The 22,596-nt window shown below is 30.7% G+C and carries 15 protein-coding genes; 14 read left to right on the forward strand and 1 reads right to left on the reverse strand.

Features of this window, described 5'->3' with window-relative positions:
- The first annotated feature begins 124 nt into the window (after positions 1-124).
- Positions 125-3,796 (forward strand): cell wall-binding repeat-containing protein, encoded by a 3,672-nt coding sequence (locus ACJDUG_RS10115; protein WP_406769776.1) that lies wholly within the window; start codon positions 125-127, stop codon positions 3,794-3,796.
- Between the two features lie 321 nt (positions 3,797-4,117).
- Positions 4,118-7,774: a cell wall-binding repeat-containing protein gene (locus ACJDUG_RS10120; RefSeq protein ID WP_406769777.1), complete on the forward strand. Its 3,657-nt coding sequence runs from the start codon at positions 4,118-4,120 to the stop codon at positions 7,772-7,774.
- A gap of 368 nt (positions 7,775-8,142) precedes the next feature.
- Here the strand turns inward: ACJDUG_RS10120 and ACJDUG_RS10125 are convergent, their stop codons facing one another.
- Positions 8,143-9,174: an LCP family protein gene (locus ACJDUG_RS10125; RefSeq protein ID WP_406769778.1), complete on the reverse strand. Its 1,032-nt coding sequence runs from the start codon at positions 9,172-9,174 to the stop codon at positions 8,143-8,145.
- A 620-nt stretch (positions 9,175-9,794) separates the two neighbouring features.
- Between ACJDUG_RS10125 and ACJDUG_RS10130 the strand changes: the two genes are divergently transcribed.
- The 12 genes from ACJDUG_RS10130 to ACJDUG_RS10185 all read left to right on the forward strand — a co-directional run bounded on the left by ACJDUG_RS10130 (position 9,795) and on the right by ACJDUG_RS10185 (position 22,080).
- Entirely contained in the window at positions 9,795-10,397 is a 603-nt protein-coding gene (locus ACJDUG_RS10130; protein WP_406769779.1) for a sugar transferase, read from the forward strand.
- A gap of 102 nt (positions 10,398-10,499) precedes the next feature.
- The gene (locus ACJDUG_RS10135) at positions 10,500-11,711 is read left to right on the forward strand and encodes a glycosyltransferase family 4 protein (protein ID WP_406769780.1); all 1,212 of its coding nucleotides are present in this window, start codon (positions 10,500-10,502) and stop codon (positions 11,709-11,711) included.
- 2 nt (positions 11,712-11,713) lie between these two features.
- Positions 11,714-12,757: a polysaccharide biosynthesis protein gene (locus tag ACJDUG_RS10140; protein WP_406769781.1), complete on the forward strand. Its 1,044-nt coding sequence runs from the start codon at positions 11,714-11,716 to the stop codon at positions 12,755-12,757.
- Between the two features lie 26 nt (positions 12,758-12,783).
- Entirely contained in the window at positions 12,784-13,893 is a 1,110-nt protein-coding gene (locus ACJDUG_RS10145) for a capsular polysaccharide biosynthesis protein CapF (RefSeq protein WP_406769782.1), read from the forward strand.
- Between the two features lie 3 nt (positions 13,894-13,896).
- Positions 13,897-15,024 (forward strand): non-hydrolyzing UDP-N-acetylglucosamine 2-epimerase, encoded by a 1,128-nt coding sequence (wecB, locus tag ACJDUG_RS10150; protein ID WP_406769783.1) that lies wholly within the window; start codon positions 13,897-13,899, stop codon positions 15,022-15,024.
- 27 nt (positions 15,025-15,051) lie between these two features.
- Entirely contained in the window at positions 15,052-16,188 is a 1,137-nt protein-coding gene (locus ACJDUG_RS10155) for an N-acetyl sugar amidotransferase (RefSeq protein ID WP_406769784.1), read from the forward strand.
- Between the two features lie 49 nt (positions 16,189-16,237).
- Complete coding sequence (hisH, locus tag ACJDUG_RS10160; RefSeq protein WP_406769785.1) at positions 16,238-16,855, forward strand: imidazole glycerol phosphate synthase subunit HisH; 618 nt, start codon at positions 16,238-16,240, stop codon at positions 16,853-16,855.
- A complete protein-coding gene (locus ACJDUG_RS10165; protein ID WP_406769786.1) occupies positions 16,855-17,625 on the forward strand; it encodes an AglZ/HisF2 family acetamidino modification protein in 771 nt (256 codons plus the stop codon). The genes hisH and ACJDUG_RS10165 overlap by 1 nt, the downstream gene beginning before the upstream one ends.
- A 26-nt stretch (positions 17,626-17,651) precedes the next feature.
- Complete coding sequence (locus ACJDUG_RS10170) at positions 17,652-18,263, forward strand: CatB-related O-acetyltransferase (protein ID WP_406769787.1); 612 nt, start codon at positions 17,652-17,654, stop codon at positions 18,261-18,263.
- Positions 18,263-19,408 (forward strand): glycosyltransferase family 4 protein, encoded by a 1,146-nt coding sequence (locus ACJDUG_RS10175; RefSeq protein ID WP_406769788.1) that lies wholly within the window; start codon positions 18,263-18,265, stop codon positions 19,406-19,408. Before ACJDUG_RS10170 ends, ACJDUG_RS10175 begins: the two co-directional genes overlap by 1 nt.
- Before the next feature lie 64 nt (positions 19,409-19,472).
- Positions 19,473-20,666 carry a lipopolysaccharide biosynthesis protein gene (locus ACJDUG_RS10180; RefSeq protein ID WP_406769789.1) on the forward strand — a complete coding sequence of 398 codons (1,194 nt, stop codon included), beginning with the start codon at positions 19,473-19,475 and terminating at the stop codon, positions 20,664-20,666.
- Positions 20,659-22,080, forward strand: coding sequence for an O-antigen polymerase (locus ACJDUG_RS10185; RefSeq protein ID WP_406769790.1), 1,422 nt, complete (start codon positions 20,659-20,661; stop codon positions 22,078-22,080). Before ACJDUG_RS10180 ends, ACJDUG_RS10185 begins: the two co-directional genes overlap by 8 nt.
- Positions 22,081-22,596 lie beyond the last annotated feature (516 nt).

Below are 22,596 nucleotides of genomic sequence, written 5' to 3' on the forward strand. Positions count from 1 at the left end.
AACTATTTACGATATATAAATTGAAGCTTAATGCTTTTATGTTTACAAGGCATGGGGATGTCTTATTATTTGCAATAAGTAATAAGTCATGTGAATGCCACTTAATTTAATATGGGGGGTTATTATGAACAAAAAAATTATTTCTTCATTTTTAAGTTTGACAATAGGTTTAACTATCTATTCGCCAATTATTACAAAAGGGGCAGAGCCTTCAAAAATAAATAATAAGACTCAAACCATTAAAACACTTAATAGCTTAAGTGAGGGTAAGTTAAAACTAAGCGAGAAAAATGGACAAGTATTCCTTACTGGAAATCTTTCAACGAAACAAGTTCCAGGAGAAAGTTCAGCATTGAAATTTATGGATGAAAACAAATCTATTTTTGGAATTGATAATGCGGAAAAGGAATTAAAGGTTACAGATATTAAAAAAGATGAGCTTGGGCACACTTATGTAAAACTAGAGCAGCTTATTAATGGATTAAAAGTTGAAGGAAGCACATTAAGTTTGCATTTTGATAACAAAGGAGTTATCGTAAGTGTAAATGGTAGTCTAGAAAAAAATAAGACTCTAACTATCTTAGGAAACAAAGCTGTTTCAGAAAGTGACGCAGTTGAAATTGCTAAAAAACAATTTACATATAAAAGTTTAAGAAATACTCCAAAAGCAGAAAAGATGATATTAACTAAAGATAATAAGAATTACGAAGTATATAAGGTTAATATTTTTTACATGGAGCCAACAATTGTAAATAATGATGTTTATATTGAGGCCCATTCAGGTGAAGTAATTAGAACCGAAAGTAAATTAAGGTATGATGGACCAGTAACTGGAACAGGTATTGATGTAAATGGAAAACTAAAAGACTTAAATTTATATCAATATGGAGCCGAATATCAAATGGTGGATGTAACAAATCCAGCCACAGATGCCATACTTACATATGATGCGAAGCACAGTACCACTGATGGATTGATTGTTTCTAATACTACTAATAGCTTTAATAGCGAAGACTATAAAGCTTCAGTTAGTGCTCACTATAATGCAGAACAAGTAATTAATTTCTATAAAAATTTATTTAATAGAGACAGTCTGGATAACAATGGAATGATTATTAAATCCTTCACTCACTATGATAATAACTACAGCAATGCTTTTTGGGATGGAGAGGAAATGATCTATGGAGATGGTGATGGTACTAACTTTACTTATCTCAGTGGCGATTTAGATATTGTTGGACATGAAATGAGTCATGGAGTAATAAGCAGTACTGCAGATTTATGGTATCACAATCAATCAGGTGCCTTAAATGAATCAATTGCCGATGTATTTGGGGTTCTTATTGAAACCTATAATAAGTATAATGTAGCTAATGGAGGAAGCTGGACCTTTAACCCTGCAGACTGGGTTATAGGTGACGATGTAATTACTCCTAATGTCCCAGGAGATTCTGCTAGAAGCTTAGCAAATCCTACACTAGATCATCAGCCTGATAATATGAGTAATTATAAAACCATGGAAGACACATCAGATGGAGATAATGGAGGAGTTCATATAAATTCAGGCATAACAAATAAAGCAGCCTACAATATCGCAAACCTTATAGGTATGGAAAAGACTGCAAAAATTTATTATAGAGCGTTAATAACTTATATGAGTACATATACAGACTTTGAAGGAGCAAAAATTTGTCTTGCACAAGCTGCCTCAGATTTATACGGACAAAATTCTGCGGAAGTTACAGCTGTAAATACTGCATTTAACAATGTTGGAATAACTGGGCCATCAATTAATGATCCTTATGAACCTAATAATACAATGGCTTCTGCATACCCAATAAATTTAGGTACTACTTATCAGTCATATATATCAACAAGTACTGATGAAGATTATTATAAACTTCATGTGAGCACTTCCGGAAGCTATAATATCTTACTTTCAAATTTACCTGATGATTATGATTTAGAATTATATGATTCAAATGGAGAATTCATAACCGACTCGCTTAATGAAGATACCTCACCTGACAGCATTAATTTCAATAGTGATGCTGGCAAAGACTATTATATATGTGTTTACAGTTATGGTACCTATAATACAACTCAGAAATATTCATTGCTTGTTACAAAAAAAGTTTCAGGAGTTAGCTTAGACAAAGCTTCAGCAAATTTAAAAATTGGAGATACCTTAGCTCTGCAAGCTGCTGTAAATCCATCAGATGCATCTAATAAGAATGTCACCTGGACTAGTAGTGATCCTTCAATAGCGGCGGTAGATAATACAGGTAAAGTAACAGCTCTTAAAGAAGGTACAGCAGCTATAACTGTAACTACTGAGGATGGAGCATTTACTGCAGTATGCCAGTTGTATATTAGCATACATGTTACAGGTATTTCTTTAAATAAAACTAGTGTATTACTTAAACCTAACAGCCAGGAAACATTGTCGGCTAGTGTTCAGCCTTCAAATGCATTCAATAAAAATATAACTTGGGCCAGCAGCAATCCCGGCGTGGCATCAGTAAGCAATGGTGTAGTAAATGCAGTTAAAGCAGGCACAGCGATAATTACAGCAACTTCAGAAGATGGTGGTTATACAGCAGCCTGCACAGTTAATGTTGATAATGGAGTTTCCTCAGTAGCTATAACAGGTACCAATATTCCACAGGGGGCAAATACCCAGGGGAGTGTTAAAAAAGGAGATAGCATAATACTAAGTGCCATAGTAAGTCCAAATGATACATTATTTGATAAAGGTATAACATGGAGCTCTGATAATTCAGCAGTAGCTCAAGTTGATGCAAATGGAAAAGTAACTGCACTTTCAAGAGGTAATGCTACTATAACTGCAAAATCAGTGTCCTCTAATAATGCTGCTTACTGCAAAATAAGTGTATATGAAGATTCCTATATAACAAACAGCAGATTAGGTGGAAAAGATAGATTCGAAACAGCAGTAGCTGTAAGCCAAGCTGGGTGGACTACCTCTGATAATGTAGTATTAGCTAACGGTTCAGGCTTTGCTGATGCATTAACTGGTGTTCCTATGGCATATATTAAAGATGCGCCAATACTTCTTACCTCAGTAAGTGCAATTCCTAGTGCAACCAATAGTGAAATCAATAGACTTAAGCCCAAGAATATATACATTCTTGGCGGAACTGGAGTAGTAGGGAAAAATATAGAAGATTCACTTAGGTCAAGGGGTTATAATGTAATAAGAGTATCTGGTATAAATAGGTTTGAAACAGCTATTGCTATTGGAAATGAAGTACTTAAGTCAAATAGTACAGATACTGCAGTACTTACAACTGCCTATGATTACCCAGATGCACTTGCTATAAGTCCTTATGCGGCAATAAAAAAATATCCTGTTCTTTATACTGACCCAAAGACACTTACTCCAAGCACCAAGGCATTTTTAATAAAAAGTGGAATAAAAAATGTAATAATACCAGGTGGAGAAGGTGCTGTTTCCGCAGCAGTTGCAAATGCACTTATTAGCATGGGAATTTCCGTAGATAGGACAGGAGGCTTAAATAGATACCAAACAGCATTAAATTTAGTAAATAAATATAAGGCTTCCTTTGATTATGACGTAATGCTTGCAACAGGACAAAACTTCCCGGATGCATTATCTGGCGGAGTACTAGCTGCTAAGAAGAAAATTCCTATTCTCCTTGCAGCAAATAAAACTATAGACCCTGGTATGGCAAATTACATAAAGGGAAATGGTAAAATTACAATGTATATATTAGGCGGAACTGGGGTTATTCCTGATAATATTATGAAATAAAAAAAGTTAATTTAGTTATATAGAACCTCGATAAAGAAGTTATGTGGCTGATTCTCACATAACTTCTTTTATTTTACCTTTATTTTATAGCGTCTTTATTTAAAGATTTAGCTGCAATTTTATGTAATCGATATAAAGTTGTCGCAATTTGTTGACACTTGCGATAATTAGGCAATTTAAAATGTTTGAGAATTACGGAAGGATTTGTTATATTAACAATGAGATCTAGTAAATATTGTATTGAGCAACAATTAAAAGTTACACAAGATTATTAAATTAGAAATTCATAATTATTTAATAATAAAATAATAGGGGGATAAAATGAATAATAAGAAACTAATATCTTTTTTAATCTGCATGACATTCATAATAGGAAATTTATTTGTTAATATTAATGTTAAGGCTGAAGCAGATATAACACCACCAGTATTAAACAGTATAAGTATAGATAAAACTACAGTAGTGTCAGGAGATACAGTAAAAATAACTATTAATGCAACGGATAATGGTGGATCTGGCATAAAATATGTATCTGTTTGTTATAGAACACCTATTACAAATAAAGATAAATATATAAATCTCAAAATGGTTCAGGCTGGGGTATATGAAGGAAACATAAGTTTAACAGATTTAGATGAGTCGGGTATATGGAAGATAAGATATATCGACTTAACAGATAATGTAGATAATGAGGTTCTTATATATAACTCAGACATTTCAAGTATTACACAAAATAAGGATTTAAGTAATTGTAACTTTGAATTAACAGGTACAACTGCAGATACAACACCGCCTATATTAAACAGCATAAAAATAGACAAAACTTCTGTAGTTACTGGAGATACGGTAAAAATAACTATAAATGCAACGGATAATGGTGGATCTGGCATAAAATATGTGTCTGTTTGTTATAGAACACCTGTTACAAATAAAGATAAATATATAAATCTCAAAATGGTTCAGACTGGGGTGTATGAAGGAAACATAAGTTTAACAGATTTAGATGAGTCGGGTATATGGAAGATAAGATATATCGACTTAACAGATAATATAGATAATCAGGTTCTTATATATAACTCAGACATTTCAAGTATTACACAAAATAAGGATTTAAGTAATTGTAACTTTGAATTGACAGGTACAACTGCAGATACAACACCGCCTATATTAAACAACATAAAAATAGACAAAACTTCTGTAGTTACTGGAGATACGGTAAAAATAACTATAAATGCAACGGATAATGGTGGATCTGGTGTAAAATATGTGTCTGTTTGTTATAGAACACCTATTACCAATAAAGATAAATATATAAATCTCAAAATGGTTCAGGCTGGGGTATATGAAGGGAAAATAGGCTTAACAGATTTAGATGAGTTGGGTATATGGAAGATAAGATATATCGGCTTAACAGATAATATAGATAATCAGGTTCTTATTTATAATTCAGATATTTCAAGTATTACATCAAATAAGGATTTTAGTGATTGTAATTTCGAATTAAATGAGAATCCTATAAAACCATTACCGCAGTCATATGTGACACAAAATGAAACTTGGACAAACAAAATAATAAATGGTGATTTATATATAGGGCCTAATGCAGTGTTAACTATAAATGGGCCAGTAACTATTAATGGAAACATTTATGTATTAGGAGCAATTATAAATTATGGGAATCTTACTGTAAATCAGTCCATATATGCCAGAAGTTTTAGCTTTGGATATTCTACATTATACAACGGCACAGTTTTGTTTCTTGGAGGAACAAACAATGTAAGTTCAATGATTGCTTCAAATACACCATTTAATATTCCTTGGAAGATATATGAGGCTAATAATAAAACAATAGCTGTAGTTAATAATACGCTGAATATTACAGGATCTATTGTTCCTGTAGCTGATTTATACGTAGACGGAACTAAAGTAGATTATTATAGTAATGGAACCTTTAATTTGCAAATAGATGTGACAAACAAGGATGCAATAACCTTTGAAGTGGTTGACGTATATGGTAACAGAAAAGCAACTACATATTATCTAGAGAAGGTAAATGGACCAATACAGATTCCTGTAGAAGGAGTATCTCTTGATGTTACAGAAGCATCATTAATTGTAAATGATAATTTAAAACTTAATGCATTTATAAATCCAGAAGATGCATCAATTAATGATGTGATATGGACAAGCAGCAATGTAAATGTAATAAAAGTTGATGATACAGGATTAGTAAGTGCGGTTGGTCCAGGAAATGCTTCTATTACAGTAACAACAGTTGATGGTAGATATACCGCAAGCTGTAATATAACTGTCAATCCAATTAATGTAGCTTCAGTAAGTTTAAATAAAACAACAGATACATTAATCGTAGGGGATACAGATACTTTAACAGCAAAAATTACTCCCGATAATGCAACTAATCAGGCTGTCACATGGAAATCATCAAATACTTCAATAGCAACAGTAGATAATACAGGAAAAGTGACAGCAGTAGGTGTAGGAACTGCAACCATTACAGCAACTTCTGAAGATGGAAACAAGACAGCAAGCTGTACTGTAGATGTTAATCCTATTAAAGTAACTTCAGTAAGTTTAAATAAAGTAACTGATACATTAATCGTAGGAGACACAGATACTTTAACTGCAAAAATTACTCCTGATAATGCAACTAATCAGGCTGTCACATGGAAATCATCAAATGCTTCAATAGCAACAGTAGATAATACAGGAAAAGTGACAGCAGTAGGAGTAGGTACTACAACCATAACAGCAACTTCTGTAGATGGCGGATATACGGCTTCTTGTAAAGTTACAATTACAAGTAATGATAAACCAGTAATCTCAGGAGCATCAGACAGAACCATAAAGGTTGGAGATAGCTTTGATGTAAGAGCAGGAGTTACAGCAGCAGACACAGAGGATGGTAATTTAACATCTAAAATAGTGGTTTCCAGCAGTGTGGATACAACTAAGCAAGGAAATTATACAGTTATTTATACTATAACTGATAGCAATGGAAATATAGTAAGCAAAAGTATTATTATTAGTGTCGTTAACAGAAATGTGCAAGTTATATCTTTAATAGGCAGTGACAGGTATGACACGGCCGTTAAGCTAAGTCAAAGTCAATACGTGACTACAGATACTATAATAATTGTAAATGGTGAAGCTATGGCAGATGGATTAGGAGCTACTCCTTTAGCAAAATACAAGAACGCACCATTACTACTAACTGATGTAAAATCTCTTCCAAATGTAACTATAAATGAGATTAAGAGATTAAAAGCTAAAAACGCTATTATAGTAGGTGGGACAGGTGTAGTTAGCAATAATGTTAATTCGCAGCTGCAAGCTTTAGGTTTAACTGTAGTTAGAATTAGTGGCAGCGATAGATATGGTACTTCTTTAGAGGTTGCAAAATACATAGATAAGAATTGCTACGATGTTAGTAAGATAGTTATAAGTAATGGTCATGGTGAAGCAGATGCTTTATCTATCGCTTCAGCAGCGGGAAGGGACAATATGCCAATAATTCTTGTGGAAAAAGATAATGTACCAGCAGCTGTTTATGATTGGCTGGCTTCAGAGAATCTTGAAGATGCGTATATTATAGGTGGGACTGGAGTTGTATCAGATAATGTGCTAAATAAAATTGATACAATTACTTTGGCAAATGTAAGAAATAATAGACTAGGCGGCCAGGATAGGTTTGAAACAAACTCACTAGTTATAGACAGGTTTTATGGAAATATTATAAATAAGACTTTTATAGCAAAGGGATATGTCTTAATAGATGCTTTGGCAGCTGGATCAGTTGCAGCTATTAATGGAGCGCCAGTTGTCTTGTCAGATAAGGATTTAACAATGATTCAAAAAACATCCCTTCAAAAAAGATATGGAGATACCATAATAAGAACTGGTGGAGGAATTTCAGACCTAGCAATAAATTCGCTTATAAAATGTATTCAACATAATTGACTATCAAATGAATATAGTTTTTATATAAAGTAAGTAACACCATCCTGGTCCTCACAATGATTCCATGGATGTGCTTACGGCCTTTTAACATAAATGATTGCGGGCACCTTAGGACAGTTTTATACTGTTCTTTTTTTTATTTAGAAAACCCCTTTATGATTATAATATAAGTTCTCACTTAAAATAGAAAAGGAGAAGATAGTAGTAGTAAGTTTAAATGGAGAAATGAATGCTAGAAAGTAGTATAAGGGTCTAACTCATAAAAAAATGTAAGTTTTGAGAATTGCTAGTAATTGATATTGAAAAATATGGCACGAGAAACATCTCGTGCCAATAAGATAATAACCCATTTCGATACCATTATTAAATTATTTCTTTGGAGTTGGTTTTATATCTTTATATATGAAGTTAAACAACTGATCTGATGTAGCATTTAAATCAATTTTTAAATAATCAACTCCATTATATACATAGTCACTCCAATATCCGTCAACTGGGAATCTTTGTTGGTCTAGAGAATGTGTTCCTGAAGTAAGTACTTTTGTACCTAGTGAAAGAATATCCATAGTAGACATACTTGTTTCAGTATAAGGAATTATAGTGTTTACAGTTTTAGAGTAATTTGCTAAACCACCATTTTGTATTTTCTGAAATAATAGTGTTAGTACTGTTCTTTGTCTATCAGTTCTTTCAAAGTCATTGTTTCCAACATATCTTATTCTAGCATAGGCAACAGCCTGTCTTCCAGTTAATGTCTGTAATCCACTGTGAGAAACAAGTTTTGGAGTTTCTTTCTCAATATTTGATACTTCAGTTACGCTTTGATTGATATTTTCAACCTCGGCAGGTTTTACATTTATTTGAACACCACCAAGTGCATCTATTATCTTTTCTAAACTGAAAAAGTCAACAGTAAAGTAATCTTTAATATTAAGTTTAAAATTTTGATTAATTGTCTTTATAGCTAATTGAGGACCACCTTTTTGATAGGCTGCGTTAATTTTAGTCATGCCTAATCCATCAACATTAACATAGGAATCGCGCATTATGGAACTAAGCTTAATCTTTTTATTTTTGGTATCAATAGAAGCAACCATAATGGCATCTGAGTTCCCGTTTTCTCCCTTATTACGCCTGTCTACTCCAAATAAAGCAACATTAATGACATCATCACCAGCTGTACTTATTTTATCAATTGTACTTTGATCTATTCCCAAATCTTCATTACTTTGAGATATATTAGTATTCTGAATTTTCCCAAGTTGAGAAAGGACATATCCACCAGCAACTCCGCCTATCAGTAATATTAAAAATAATAGTACCCATAGAAAAATTTTAAGTTTTTTATGCTTCTTAGGTTTTTTGGCTACTTTTCTTTTTGATTGATTATTTTGGCCCAAATTTAATTCACTCCTTTAATAATTCCCGTTTTATTATGATTGTCTATCATTATTTAAACTATAGTACTAGTCTATAGCTTGTATATATTCAATAATTAATAAAAATAATTAATTTATCAAAATATAATTCAACAATTTTCTTTACTAACAAATATCATTATGACACAAATAAGATTATAACATAAAATTCAATAATCTCATATAAAATCATATGATTTTAAAATATAATTTAGAAACCTAATGTTGCAAGCATCTTACAATAGTTTGGCAATTTCTTATATTTATTTTTTGAAAAATAAATATAAGAGGTATACCTTTGAAAAAAAGGCGTATAATTTATTTGGAAGTATTTATTACATATACTATATGATGGATATTTATTTATGAAATTATTTATAATTTGTCATAAGTTGTAACTTTATAAGACCTAAAATGTTTGAAATTTAGAGAAATATTTGCTATATTAATTATATGCAAAATTCATAAATAGATATTAAATGCTATTTTTTGTAGAATTTCAACATAGATAGAAGATTATCAATAAAAGTTAATTGTTGCTATTATTTAAATTCATTGCATTGGATTTGAAATTTATATTTAATGGAGGTGATGGAGGATTTATGAGAAGGATTTTAGACATTTTATCAAGTTTAATATTACTAATTGTTTTTTCTCCTATTTTTTTAATTATAGGGATACTAATAAAACTGGATTCAAGGGGTCCAGTATTTTTTACTCAAATGAGAATAGGAAAGGATAATGAACTATTTAAGTTTTATAAATTTAGGACTATGAAGATTGGAACACCAAATGTTGCAACAGAAAAATTTGATAATACAAAGGGTTATATTACATTTACAGGCAAATTTTTAAGAAAGTCAAGCTTAGATGAGCTTCCTCAATTAATAAATATTTTTAAAGGGAATATGACCTTTGTAGGACCAAGACCAGCACTATATAATCAGTATGAATTGAAAAAACTTAGAACAAAAGCAGGAGTGCATAAGCTCCTCCCTGGAGTCACTGGATGGGCTCAAGTAAATGGTAGAGATCAGCTAACAGATACCGTTAAAACATATTATGATTCAGAGTATTTGAAAAATAGATCAATACTATTTGATATTAAGATTTTATTTAGAACTGTTTTTAAGGTTTTAAAGGCAGACGGAATTATTGAAGGCGGAAATAATAACGTTGTTGAAAGAAATGAAGCAAGTATGTAAGTAAAGGTGGTAGTTGAAAGGCTACCACTTGTGTTGTGGAAAAGTAGGTTACTTAGGTAAAAAAATTAGTTCCTTGGGTAAGATTGGAGAATGAAGGTTTATATGAAAATACTGGTTGTTTGTCAATATTATTATCCAGAACCTTTCAGAATTACGGATATATGTGAAAACCTTGTAAAAAGAGGACATGAAGTTACTGTTATAACTGGTCTTCCAAATTATCCAGAAGGAAGAGTTCTTGATGAATATCGCCATGGTAAAAAGAGAAATGAAGTAATAAATGGCGTTAATATTATAAGATGTTTTGAAATAGGCAGGGGAAGCAGCAATATTAAACTTTTTCTTAATTATATAAGCTATGCATTATCTGCAACATTAAAAATTAATAACCTAAATCAAAAATTTGATATAGTACTCGTAAATCAGTTATCTCCAGTATTGATGGGTATTCCTGCAATGGCTTACAAAAAGAAATACCATAAGAAGATATTATTATATTGCTTGGACTTATGGCCAGATAGTTTAGCTGCTGGGGGAATAAATGAAGCATCATTAATTTACAAGGTGTTTTATAGGATATCAAAATGGATTTATAATTCAGCAGATACTATCCTAGTAACCTCAAGTATGTTTAATGATTATTTCAATAACACGCTTAAAATAATGGATATTAACATTGAGCTTTTACCACAATACGCAGAGGATATTTTTATTAATGAGGATAAAAATAAGCCTGTAGAAGCTATAATTCGTGCTGAAAATAAAATATATAATTTTGTTTTTGCGGGCAATATCGGCGATATGCAAAGTGTAGAAACAATTATTAAAGCAGCTGGTGAATTGCATGGATACTCCAATATTGTCTTTCATATCATTGGAGAAGGTTCTAAATTAGCAGAGTGTAAAAAGCTTGCTAAAGACTTAGAACTTAAAAATGTTAAATTTTATGGAAGAAGACCGATACAAGAAATGCCTAAATTTTATGAAATGGCAGATGCAATGCTTATTACCTTTAAAGATAATAAGACATTATCATATACATTACCTGGTAAAGTACAGACCTATATGGCTGCTGGAAAACCCATCATTGGCTCAGCAAATGGAGAAACTAAGCTAATTATAGAAGAAGCTAAATGTGGCTTATGCTGTGAAGCAGAAAATTTTAAGGGTTTAGCAGAGTTGATATTAAAGTTTTGTAATAGCAAAAATAGAGAACAGATGGCAGAAAATGCGTTGAAGTACTATTTAGAAAACTATAGCAAAGAGAAATTTTTTTTAAAATTAGAAAATGCTCTTAAAAAATTGGAGGCGTAAAAATGTTTAAGAATAGGACATTACTAATCACTGGGGGTACAGGTTCATTTGGAAATGCAGTACTCAAAAGGTTTCTAGATACAGATATAAAAGAAATTCGAATATTTTCACGTGATGAGAAAAAACAAGACGATATGAGAAAAATATATAAAAATGATAAAGTTAAGTTCTATATAGGTGATGTTAGAGATTTATCTTCTGTTAAAAATGCAATGCATGGGGTAGATTATATTTTCCATGCAGCAGCTCTAAAACAAGTCCCATCTTGCGAATTCTTTCCCATTGAAGCAGTAAAAACAAATATTATTGGAACAGACAATGTCCTAACCGCAGCAATAGAGTATGGAGTAAAAAAAGTAATCTGTCTATCAACAGATAAAGCGGCCTATCCTATAAATGCGATGGGTATTTCAAAGGCTATGATGGAGAAGGTATTTGTAGCTAAATCAAGGACTGTATCACCTGATAGAACTGTAATTTGTGGTACAAGGTATGGAAATGTTATGGCATCTCGTGGTTCTGTTATTCCGCTATTTGTTGAGCAAATAAAAAGTGGACAAGCATTAACCATTACAAACCCAGTTATGACTAGATATTTAATGAGCCTTGATGAAGCAGTAGAACTTGTGGTATTTGCTTTTGAAAACGGTCAAACAGGAGATATTATGGTTCAAAAATCACCAGCTTCCACTATAGGAGATTTAGCACAAGCAATAAAAGAATTATTCCACGCAGATAATGAAATAAAGATAATAGGAACAAGACATGGTGAGAAGTTATATGAAACTCTATTAACCAAAGAAGAATATGTACATTCTGAAGATATGGGTGAATTTTTCAGAGTACCAGCTGATAAAAGAGACTTAAACTATGATAAATATTTTGTAGAAGGTAATGAAAAGTTATCATCAGAAGAAGAATATGACTCACAGAATACAGAACTTTTAACTATAGAGCAAATAAAAGAAAAATTATTAAAGCTTGACTATATAAAAGAAGAGCTTCAAATATGGAATAATTTAAGAGAAGCTGCAGCTACTAAATAGTTTTTTATGGAGAGGTAGGAGTTAATATGAAATTACTTGTAACAGGAGCTAAGGGCTTCGTAGGTAAAAACCTCATAGCAGAGCTTAATAATAGAGGATATAAGGACATATATAGTTTCGATATAGATACAGAAAAATCACTTTTAGAAGAATATACTAAAAACTGTGAATTTGTTTTTCACCTAGCAGGTGTTAACAGACCAAAGGATGATAAAGAATTTATGGAAGGCAACTTTGGTTTTACTTCAGAGCTTTTAGAGCTTTTAAAAAAGCATAACAATAAGGCTCCAATTTTAATTACTTCCTCAATACAGGCTGAAAGAGATAATCCATATGGGAAAAGCAAAAGGGCTGGAGAAGAACTAATATTTCAATATGGTAGAGAAACAGGAGCCAAAGCTTTAGTATATAGATTAACAAATCTTTTTGGAAAATGGAGTAGACCAAACTATAATACTGTAGTTGCAACTTACTGTTACAATATAGCTAGGGGTCTTGATATACAGATAAACAATCCAGAAGCAGAGCTTACACTCTGCTATATAGATGATGTTGTAGATGAATTTATAAGAGCATTACAAGAAAAAGAAACTAAAAATAGTGAGTACTGCTGCGTTCCAATTACCCATGATATTAAATTAGGTAATTTAGCTGATACAATAAGAAGCTTTAAAGATAGTAGAACTAATTTAAATATTCCAAATATGGAAGATGAATTAACTAAGAAGCTTTACAGTACCTATTTAAGCTTTCTACCAGAAGAGGACTTTTCCTATGATTTAAATATGCATTGTGATAATAGAGGGTCCTTTACTGAATTTATAAGAACCATAGATAGAGGACAGGTTTCTATAAATGTGGCTAAACCTGGAATTATAAAGGGAAATCATTGGCATAATTCTAAAAATGAAAAGTTTTTAGTAGTAAGTGGTACTGGCTTAATTCGATTTAGAAGAATAGACTCAGATGAAATTATAGAATATAAGGTAAGTGGAGAAAAGCTCCAAGTGATAGATATTCCTACAGGCTATACCCATTCCATTGCAAATATAGGGGATGCTGATATGGTTACAGTAATGTGGGCAAATGAGGCCTTTAATCCAGAGAAACCAGATACTTACTTTTTGGAGGTTTAAAATATGAAGAAACTAAAGGTAATGACTGTAGTTGGAACTAGGCCGGAAATAATAAGGTTATCTGCTGTAATAAATAAATTAGAGGCATCTGAAGCTATAGAACACATTCTTGTTCATACAGGTCAAAATTATGACTATGAATTAAATGACGTATTCTTTAAGGATTTCAATTTAAAAAAGCCAGATTATTTCCTTAATGCTGCTACTGGTACAGCAGTAGAGACTATAGGGAATATTCTTGTTAAAATTGACCCTATAATGGAAGAAGTTAAACCTGATGCTTTCTTAGTACTTGGAGATACTAACAGCTGCCTTACAGCAATAGCTGCTAAAAGAAGACACATTCCAATATTCCATATGGAAGCTGGAAATAGATGCTTTGATCAAAGGGTACCTGAAGAGTCTAATAGAAAGATTGTAGATCATACATCAGATATAAATATGACCTACAGCGATATTGCAAGGGAGTATCTACTAAGAGAAGGCTATCCATCAGATAGAATAATAAAGACTGGAAGTCCTATGTTTGAGGTTTTAAATTCTAGAAAAGACAATATTGAAAATGCTGATGTTCTAGAAAGATTAAACTTAAAAGAAGGACAATACTTTGTTGTATCAGCACATAGAGAAGAAAATATAAATTCAGAAAAAAACTTTTTAAATCTAGTTGATAGTTTAAATACCATTGCTGATAAATATAAGCTTCCAATTATAGTTAGCACACATCCAAGAACTAGGAAAATGATTGAAGCTAGAGGAATAGAATTTAACCCATTAATTTCACTTATGAAACCTCTTGGATTCAATGATTATGTTAAACTACAGTTAAAATCAAAGGCAGTTATAAGCGATAGTGGAACCATAAGTGAAGAATCTTCAATACTTGGTTTTAAGGCATTAAATATAAGACAAGCTCATGAAAGACCTGAAGCAATGGAAGAAGCTTCAGTTATGATGGTAGGCTTAGAAAAAGAAAGAATAATGCAAGGCTTAGAAATATTAGTGACTCAGAATATGGATACCTTAAGAAGAGTAGCAGATTATAGTATGCCTAATGTATCTGATAAGGTACTTAGAATTATATTGTCTTACACAGATTATGTTAATAGAGTTGTGTGGGGAAAGTTTTAAATAATAAAAAGGGAGAACAAATATATTATGAATAAAAGGGAATATCAGGTTTGTACAAATTGTGTAATGGATACGACAGACTCTAAAATTATTTTTGATGAAAAAGGAATGTGTGATCATTGTAATAATTTCTATAATAATATTAAACCAAACTGGCATCCAGATGAGATTGGAGCCAAACAATTAAATAAAATTCTAGATAAAATTAAAGCTGATGGAAAAGGAAAGCCATATGATTGCATCATTGGGCTAAGTGGTGGAGTTGACAGTTCATACTTAATTTATGTTGCAAAAGAGAAATGGGGATTAAGACCTTTAGCATTTTCAGCAGATATAGGATGGAATCTTAATGTAGCAAATCAAAATATAGAAAGACTAGTAAAAAGTCTAAAAGTCGATTTATATACTGAAGTAATTAATTGGGAACAAATGAAAGATTTGCAACTTGCATATTTTAAGTCACAGGTACCTTATCAGGATAGTCCACAAGACCATGTAATATTTGCATCTTTATATAACTATGCTGCTAAAAATGGATTTAAGTATGTAATTACTGGTGGTAATTTTTCTACAGAATGCGTTAGAGAACCAAATGAATGGGTACATGTTAATGATATAAGACAAATTAGAGACATTCATAAAAAGTATGGGAAGGTTTCTTTAAAAGGTCTTCCATTGTGTGGAATGTTTAAATATAAATTATATTATAGATACATTAAAGGAATGAAAGTAATTAAACCATTAGATTTAATACCTTATTATAAAGAAGATGTTATTAAGGAATTGCATGATAGATTTGGATGGGAAAGATATAAAAATAAACATTATGAAAATGTTTTTACCAGGTTTTATGAAGGATATTGGTTAATTAAAAAGTTCGGATATGACAAAAGGAAAGCTCATTTTTCAAGTCTTATTTTAACTGGACAGCTTAGCAGAGAGGATGCTTTAGAAATATTAAAACAGCCACCGTATCCTGAGAAAGAAGCAATACAGGATATGGAGTTTATTGCAAGGAAATTGGGCATAACAAAGGATGAGTTTGAAGAGATGATGAAGATGGAGAATAAGACATATAAAGATTATAAATCAAGTTTAACGCTTATAAATCTTGCAATTAAATTAGCACAAACTGTAGGACTTGAGACACGTAATTTTAGATAAAAATATCAAATAAAATGTAAATACTTTAAATTTGTTCTTGAGGTGTAATATGATAACAATAATAGATTATAATATGGGGAATGTTGCATCTATTCAAAATATACTAAAAAGAATTGGAGTAGATGCTCTAATCACATCCCAACCTTCTGACATTCGTAATGCAGATAAAATAATATTACCTGGAGTCGGATCCTTTGATTATGGAATGAAAAATCTTAATGATTTGGGTATTACTGAAGTACTTAAAGAAAAAATTTTAATAGGGAATACTCCATTGCTTGGAATATGCCTTGGAATGCAGTTATTAACTGAAGGTAGTGAGGAAGGAACTTTAAAAGGACTAGGCTTCATAAAAGCTCATACCATAAAATTTAGACCTGAATATAATGGTGAAAAGATAAAAATACCTCATATGGGATGGGATTACGTCCATCCTAAATCAGATACGGGGCTTTTTAATAATTCTTTAGAGAATATGCGTTTTTACTTTGTTCATTCCTATTTCGTTAATTGTGAAAATGAGGAAAATGTTTTAGCTACAACAGAATATGGTATTAAGTTTGCAAGCTCAATTGGAAAAGATAAAATTTTAGGGGTTCAATTTCATCCTGAAAAAAGCCATAAATACGGTATGAATTTATTAAAGAACTTTGTGGAGATGGTGTAATGTATAGAAGCAGGGTAATTCCATGTTTATTATTGAAAGATAAAGGACTATATAAAACAATAAAATTTAAGAGTCCAAGGTATTTAGGGGATCCAATCAATACACTAAAACTCTTTAATGATAAGGAAACTGACGAAATTGTAGTTTTAGACATATCGGCAACAGTTAGTGGTAAAGGGCCAGATTTTGATTACTTAAAACAATTAACAAAAGAATGTTTTATGCCTATGTGTTATGGTGGTGGAGTAACAACAATCGAACAAATTGAGATGCTTTACAAGCTTGGAGTAGAAAAGGTTGCTCTAAACACTGCTTTATTTACTAATCCTAAGTTAATAACTGATGCTGCTAAGAATTTTGGATCTCAAAGTATAGTAGCTTCTATTGATGTAAAAAAAGGTTTTTTTGGCTCCTATTCAGCTTATATTATGGCGGGTACGAAGGATACTAAATTAAACCCAGTTGAATATGCAAAGAAAGCAGAAGATTTAGGCGCAGGTGAAATATTTATTAATTCTATAGATAAAGATGGCGTTATGAATGGATATGATTATGAGCTTATTGGAAAAGTTAGTTCAGCTGTAAATATACCGGTTGTGGCTATTGGCGGAGCAGGAAATTTATCGGACTGTGTAAAAGCAGTTGATAGCGGTGCATCTGCAGCGGCTGCCGGAAGTTTATTTGTATATTATGGACCGCTGAAGGCAGTACTTATAAATTATCCCACTCAGGAGGAATTAGCTTTAGGTTTTAGTAATGATAATAAATAAAAGTTAAAAACAAATAAGGTGGTTAAATGTTTAGTAAATTAGAATATATTATATCAAAAATAATTAAAAAAATGCATTTAAGAGCAATAAAAAATAGTGATGTTGATAAGACTTCCAGTATTGCTGCAGGGACTCAGTTTGTAGATTCTAAAATGGGTAGACATTCTTTTTGCGGATATGATTGCATAATAACCAATACTAATATAGGTAGCTTTTGTTCGATTTCTGGCAACTGTGAGATTGGAGGAGCAAGTCACTCAATTGAGTGGGTGTCTACATCTCCTGTATTTAATGAAAATAGAGATCAAATTAAGAAAAAATATTCATATCATCAATATAACACATCAAAGCATACTGAAATTGGAAATGATGTTTGGATTGGTTCTAAAGTTTTAATAAAATCTGGTGTTTCTATCGGTAATGGGGCAGTTGTTGGTATGGGAAGTGTTGTTACAAAAGATATACCACCTTATGAAATATGGGCAGGTAACCCAGCTAAGTTAATAAGAAAAAGATTTAATGAGGATACTATAAATAAACTACTTGAAACTAAATGGTGGGATTTTAATGATGAAAAATTATGTAAATACGCACAATATTTTGATGATGTTGCTAAGTTTATAGAAGAGGTAAATTAATGAAGATTTTACATTGTTGTTTATCATGTTTTTATATAGATAATTATAACTACCAAGAAAATGTATTGCCATCTATAAATAAAATGGATGGGCATAAAGTTAAAATAATAGCATCAACAGAAACATTTATTGAAAATTCTCAAATAGGATATACAAAACCAGAGAAGTATTATACTAAAGACGGTATAGAAGTTGAAAGAATAGCTTACAAAACATATTTACCACATTTTATTATGAAAAAAATTAGACATTATGAGAATGTATATAAAATTATTGAGGAATTTTCACCAGATGTAATTTTATTTCATGGAGCTGCAGCATATGAACTTATAACAGTAGCAAAATATAAGAAAAATAATCCACATGTAAAATTTTATGTAGACAGCCATGAAGATAAAAATAACAGCGGACGGAATTGGATTTCTAAAAATATATTACATGGAATATTTTATAAAAATGTTATAAAGAAAATTTATAAATATATAGATAAAATATTTTACATAACTTATGAAACGAAAATATTTTCACAGGAAATATATGATATTAAAGAAGATAAGTTGGAGTATTTTCCTTTGGGTGGATTTGTTTTAGATGAAGAGGAAAGGATGAAAACCAGAAATGAAATCAGACAACTTATTGGTTTAAGCGATAAAGATATTTTATTAGTTCATTCTGGTAAATTAGATAGATTCAAACGTACCCGAGAATTATTAGAAGCTTTTCTAAAAGCAGATAAAGAAAATTTAAAACTAGTGATAATAGGCTCAATAGCGGAATCAGTAAAAAATAATATTGAGGAACTTATTAAAAAGAATAACAGAATTTTATATATTGGTTGGAAAGACCAAAATGAATTAACAAAATATTTATGTGCCTGTGATTTGTATGTTCAACCAGGTAGCCAATCTGCTACAATGCAAAATGCATTGTGCTGTGGTTCAGCCGTGGCAGTATATCCTTATGACAGCCATTTATTTTTATTGAAGGATACTGCATTTTATATGAGAAATATACCAGATATGGTTAATTTATTTAGTGAAATATCACGAAATAGAAAAATATTAGACAATAAGAGAGAATTATCATTTAGATTAGCCTGTGAGAAATTAGACTACAGAAGATTAGGTAAAAGATTATATAAATAGTTATCTTTTAAATATTAGCTCTTAGACGAAAGGAAAAATAGTGAAAATAAAACGCTTAAAAAAAATGGTTTATGATTTTTCTACAAATACATTAGCATCACTATTAATAGTTGCTACATTGCAAGTACTAATTTACCCTTTAATAGCTAAAAGTGTTTCAGCATATAATTATGGCCTAATATTAACAATAATGGGCATAGTTAATACAATCGTGAATTCGTTGGGGAATTCATTAAATAATATAAGGTTAGTTCGAAACCAAACATATGAAAACAGAGGTATAAAAGGTGATTTTAATGTTATTCTATTAGCTGTTAGTATTTTAGGTGCAATATTTACCCTCTGTCTCATACTTGGTTTTCAAAATATAGGTATGTTAAACGACATAATTTTGATTTTCACAGTTATTTTAGGAATTGTAAAGTCATATTTTCTTGTTGACTACAGGTTGAAACTGAATTTTACTCTTAATTTAATTTGTAACGGTGTAAATGCAATTGGTTATGTAGTGGGACTTTTTATTTTTCGGTTAACCAATATATGGACATTCCCGTTTTTAATGGGGGAAGTATTTGGAGTTTTGTTCCTTCTTTTTACAACCGATCTTATTAAAGAACCCACAAAAACTACAGAAGCTTTGAAGGAAACTTTTTCAAGTTATTTGATGCTTATCCTAACTTGTGCAATGGCAACAGCACTCTCATATATGGATAGGTTAATTATATTTCCTCTATTAGGAGGAGAAGCAGTATCTACATTTACAGTTGCTACCTTTTTTGGAAAAAGCATAGGATTAGTTTTTACTCCAATTGCAGGAGTACTTTTAGGTTACTATGCACAAAAGTCGTTTAAATTTACTCGTAAGTTATTTTGGCATATAAATATTATAGTATTATTGTTCTCTGCAGCATTTTTCGGTGTATCCTGTATTGTATCTACTTGGTTTACAGGGATACTATATCCATCATTAATTGAAAGCGCTAAACCATATATATTGATTGCTAATTTAGGAGCAATATTAGGAATGACAGCAAGCATGACACAGCCTGCAATTTTAAAGTTTGCACCAATGGTTTGGCAGATATTTATTCAACTAGCTTATAGTGTTATTTATATTTTACTTGGGATTTTTATGTTGAAAGTTTATGGAATATCTGGATTTTGTATTTGTATAATTTTTGCCAATATTGTTAGATTAGTAATGCTATATCTTGTAGGGCATATATATTTGAGCAAAGGGGAGAAAATATATGAATAAGATTTTAGATAAAATTTCAAATATAAGGGTTATGAATATACTATTAGATAAAATTTTAAGTCCGAAAGATAAAAATAAGCGATTGTATGTAATACTGCTGATAATCTATAAATTTTTTCTGGAAAGCTTATATACTATTAATTTATCAAAAATATATGGCTATCTTGGCGTTTCGCTTGATTTTAATATTTATAAAATGTTCATTTCCTGGGTCAGCTTCTTTATATTAGTAGTGGTAATTTTAAAATTTGAAAAAGAGACTTTTTGGTTTATAGTTTTCCAATTATTATCTTTATTTGTTATTATTCCGTCTTTTTCTTTATTTGCCCTTAAGAATGAGCCAACTATCTATTTTATATATGATATATTATTTTGGCTAATTTTTATTTTATGTGCAATGTATGTTCCTAAAGTAATATTTAAGAAATCATCTTCAAAGGGAGAAACTGAAAAGTTAATAAATATTAATAAAACTTTAATAAATATAATTTTAATTGTCTGCGCAGTAACCACTCTTACGGCTTCTTACTTATATGGGGGGCTAAGGATTTTAATTAGTTTTGCTGATATTTATAAATATAGATTAGCTTTAAGGAATATAAAAATGCCAATTTATTTTCAGTATATGCTTCCATTAATGGGCACGATATTACTGCCTATTTGTATACTTGAATATTTAAAGTCAAAAAAATATATTTTAGTTGCGGTTACATTATTTCTTGGGATGATGTTATTTTCAATAAATGGAATGAAAACATGGGTAGTTGTTTTTTTATTAGTATTTGGAGTTTGTTTTATTGTTAAAGGGAAATATAATAAATATTCTGTCATAAATTCCATACTATTATTTCTTATAATTTGTTCAATTTTAGGATATTTAAGTTCCTTGTTGTTTAAAAATAATATTATATCTGGAATATTTTATAGAACGACAATAGCTGCACCTGAAATAAATTATTATTATATTGATTATATTTTTAATAAGCAACCATTACTTTTAAGAGGTAGTATCTTAAGATATTTTTTTGTATATCCATACTCTATGAAAGTTGAATTCTTAATCGGTGGGTTATATACTGGTCATTTCGATAATAATGCCAACAATGGATTATTAGGTGACGCTTATTTAAATTTTAAATTTTTAGGAGTTATCTTATATCCGTTTTTATATACGCTCGTATTTGAAGGTTTACGAAATATTTTGCGTAAATATGATTATAAAACTAATTATATTATAATTTTAATATTAATTTGGGGATGTTTAAATACTTCTTTTTTTACATGGTTACTAACAGGTGGTGTAATTTTAGTTTATTTTATATATTGGTTTAATATCATATTTTATGAAAAAAAGGTTGGTATTTTACTTTGGTTAAAAAAACATAAATTGACTTTCAATTATAAGCGTAAATGAGTTAACGACTAGATAGTTTAAATTATCTTTACAAGTATGATAGTATAGTCGAAAAACAATATTAATAATTTCCTAGTTTTATCAATAACTAGTATTTATTTGTATAGCTGATTATGGCGAAATTAATTACAGGCATAACAAAAAGGCTTTTTACAAACCCTTTTAAAAACCGTAGGATGGCGATTAAGCTAAAAGTAAGTATAATATTATGCTGCTATATTTTTTAGACCTGGAAAAACATCTGTAAGATTTATTGGTTTTTCTGAAGCCCAAGCAGCTATAAAACAATTAAATACACCAAGAAATATTCTCACTATTCTGCCCCAACACCTTTCGGTGGTAGAGTGGCTTTAAAAATCAATTTAGAAATTTCAATGCCTTAGAAGTTTTCGAGAGTACTATTATAATACGTATGAGGTGATAATATGAGTAAGTTAAAATTTGCTATAATAGGATGTGGAAGAATTTCTTATAAACATGTTGAGGCGCTGGTACAGAATAAAGACGAAGCTGTTT

The sequence above is a fragment of the Candidatus Clostridium stratigraminis genome (genome assembly GCF_045310675.1).
In the GTDB taxonomy this organism is placed as follows: Bacteria; Bacillota; Clostridia; order Clostridiales; family Clostridiaceae; genus Clostridium_AT; species Clostridium_AT stratigraminis.

What these genes read in the sequence shown, in the direction of transcription:
- ACJDUG_RS10135 (WP_406769780.1), top strand. Translation starts at nt 10,500, where the DNA reads ATGAAAATACTGGTTGTTTGTCAATATTATTATCCAGAACCTTTCAGA.
- wecB (WP_406769783.1), top strand. Translation starts at nt 13,897, where the DNA reads ATGAAGAAACTAAAGGTAATGACTGTAGTTGGAACTAGGCCGGAAATA.
- ACJDUG_RS10175 (WP_406769788.1), top strand. Translation starts at nt 18,263, where the DNA reads ATGAAGATTTTACATTGTTGTTTATCATGTTTTTATATAGATAATTAT.
- ACJDUG_RS10180 (WP_406769789.1), top strand. Translation starts at nt 19,473, where the DNA reads ATGGTTTATGATTTTTCTACAAATACATTAGCATCACTATTAATAGTT.
- ACJDUG_RS10145 (WP_406769782.1), top strand. Translation starts at nt 12,784, where the DNA reads ATGAAATTACTTGTAACAGGAGCTAAGGGCTTCGTAGGTAAAAACCTC.
- ACJDUG_RS10115 (WP_406769776.1), top strand. Translation starts at nt 125, where the DNA reads ATGAACAAAAAAATTATTTCTTCATTTTTAAGTTTGACAATAGGTTTA.
- ACJDUG_RS10165 (WP_406769786.1), top strand. Translation starts at nt 16,855, where the DNA reads ATGTATAGAAGCAGGGTAATTCCATGTTTATTATTGAAAGATAAAGGA.
- ACJDUG_RS10185 (WP_406769790.1), top strand. Translation starts at nt 20,659, where the DNA reads ATGAATAAGATTTTAGATAAAATTTCAAATATAAGGGTTATGAATATA.
- ACJDUG_RS10130 (WP_406769779.1), top strand. Translation starts at nt 9,795, where the DNA reads ATGAGAAGGATTTTAGACATTTTATCAAGTTTAATATTACTAATTGTT.
- hisH (WP_406769785.1), top strand. Translation starts at nt 16,238, where the DNA reads ATGATAACAATAATAGATTATAATATGGGGAATGTTGCATCTATTCAA.
- ACJDUG_RS10155 (WP_406769784.1), top strand. Translation starts at nt 15,052, where the DNA reads ATGAATAAAAGGGAATATCAGGTTTGTACAAATTGTGTAATGGATACG.
- ACJDUG_RS10170 (WP_406769787.1), top strand. Translation starts at nt 17,652, where the DNA reads ATGTTTAGTAAATTAGAATATATTATATCAAAAATAATTAAAAAAATG.
- ACJDUG_RS10120 (WP_406769777.1), top strand. Translation starts at nt 4,118, where the DNA reads ATGAATAATAAGAAACTAATATCTTTTTTAATCTGCATGACATTCATA.
- ACJDUG_RS10140 (WP_406769781.1), top strand. Translation starts at nt 11,714, where the DNA reads ATGTTTAAGAATAGGACATTACTAATCACTGGGGGTACAGGTTCATTT.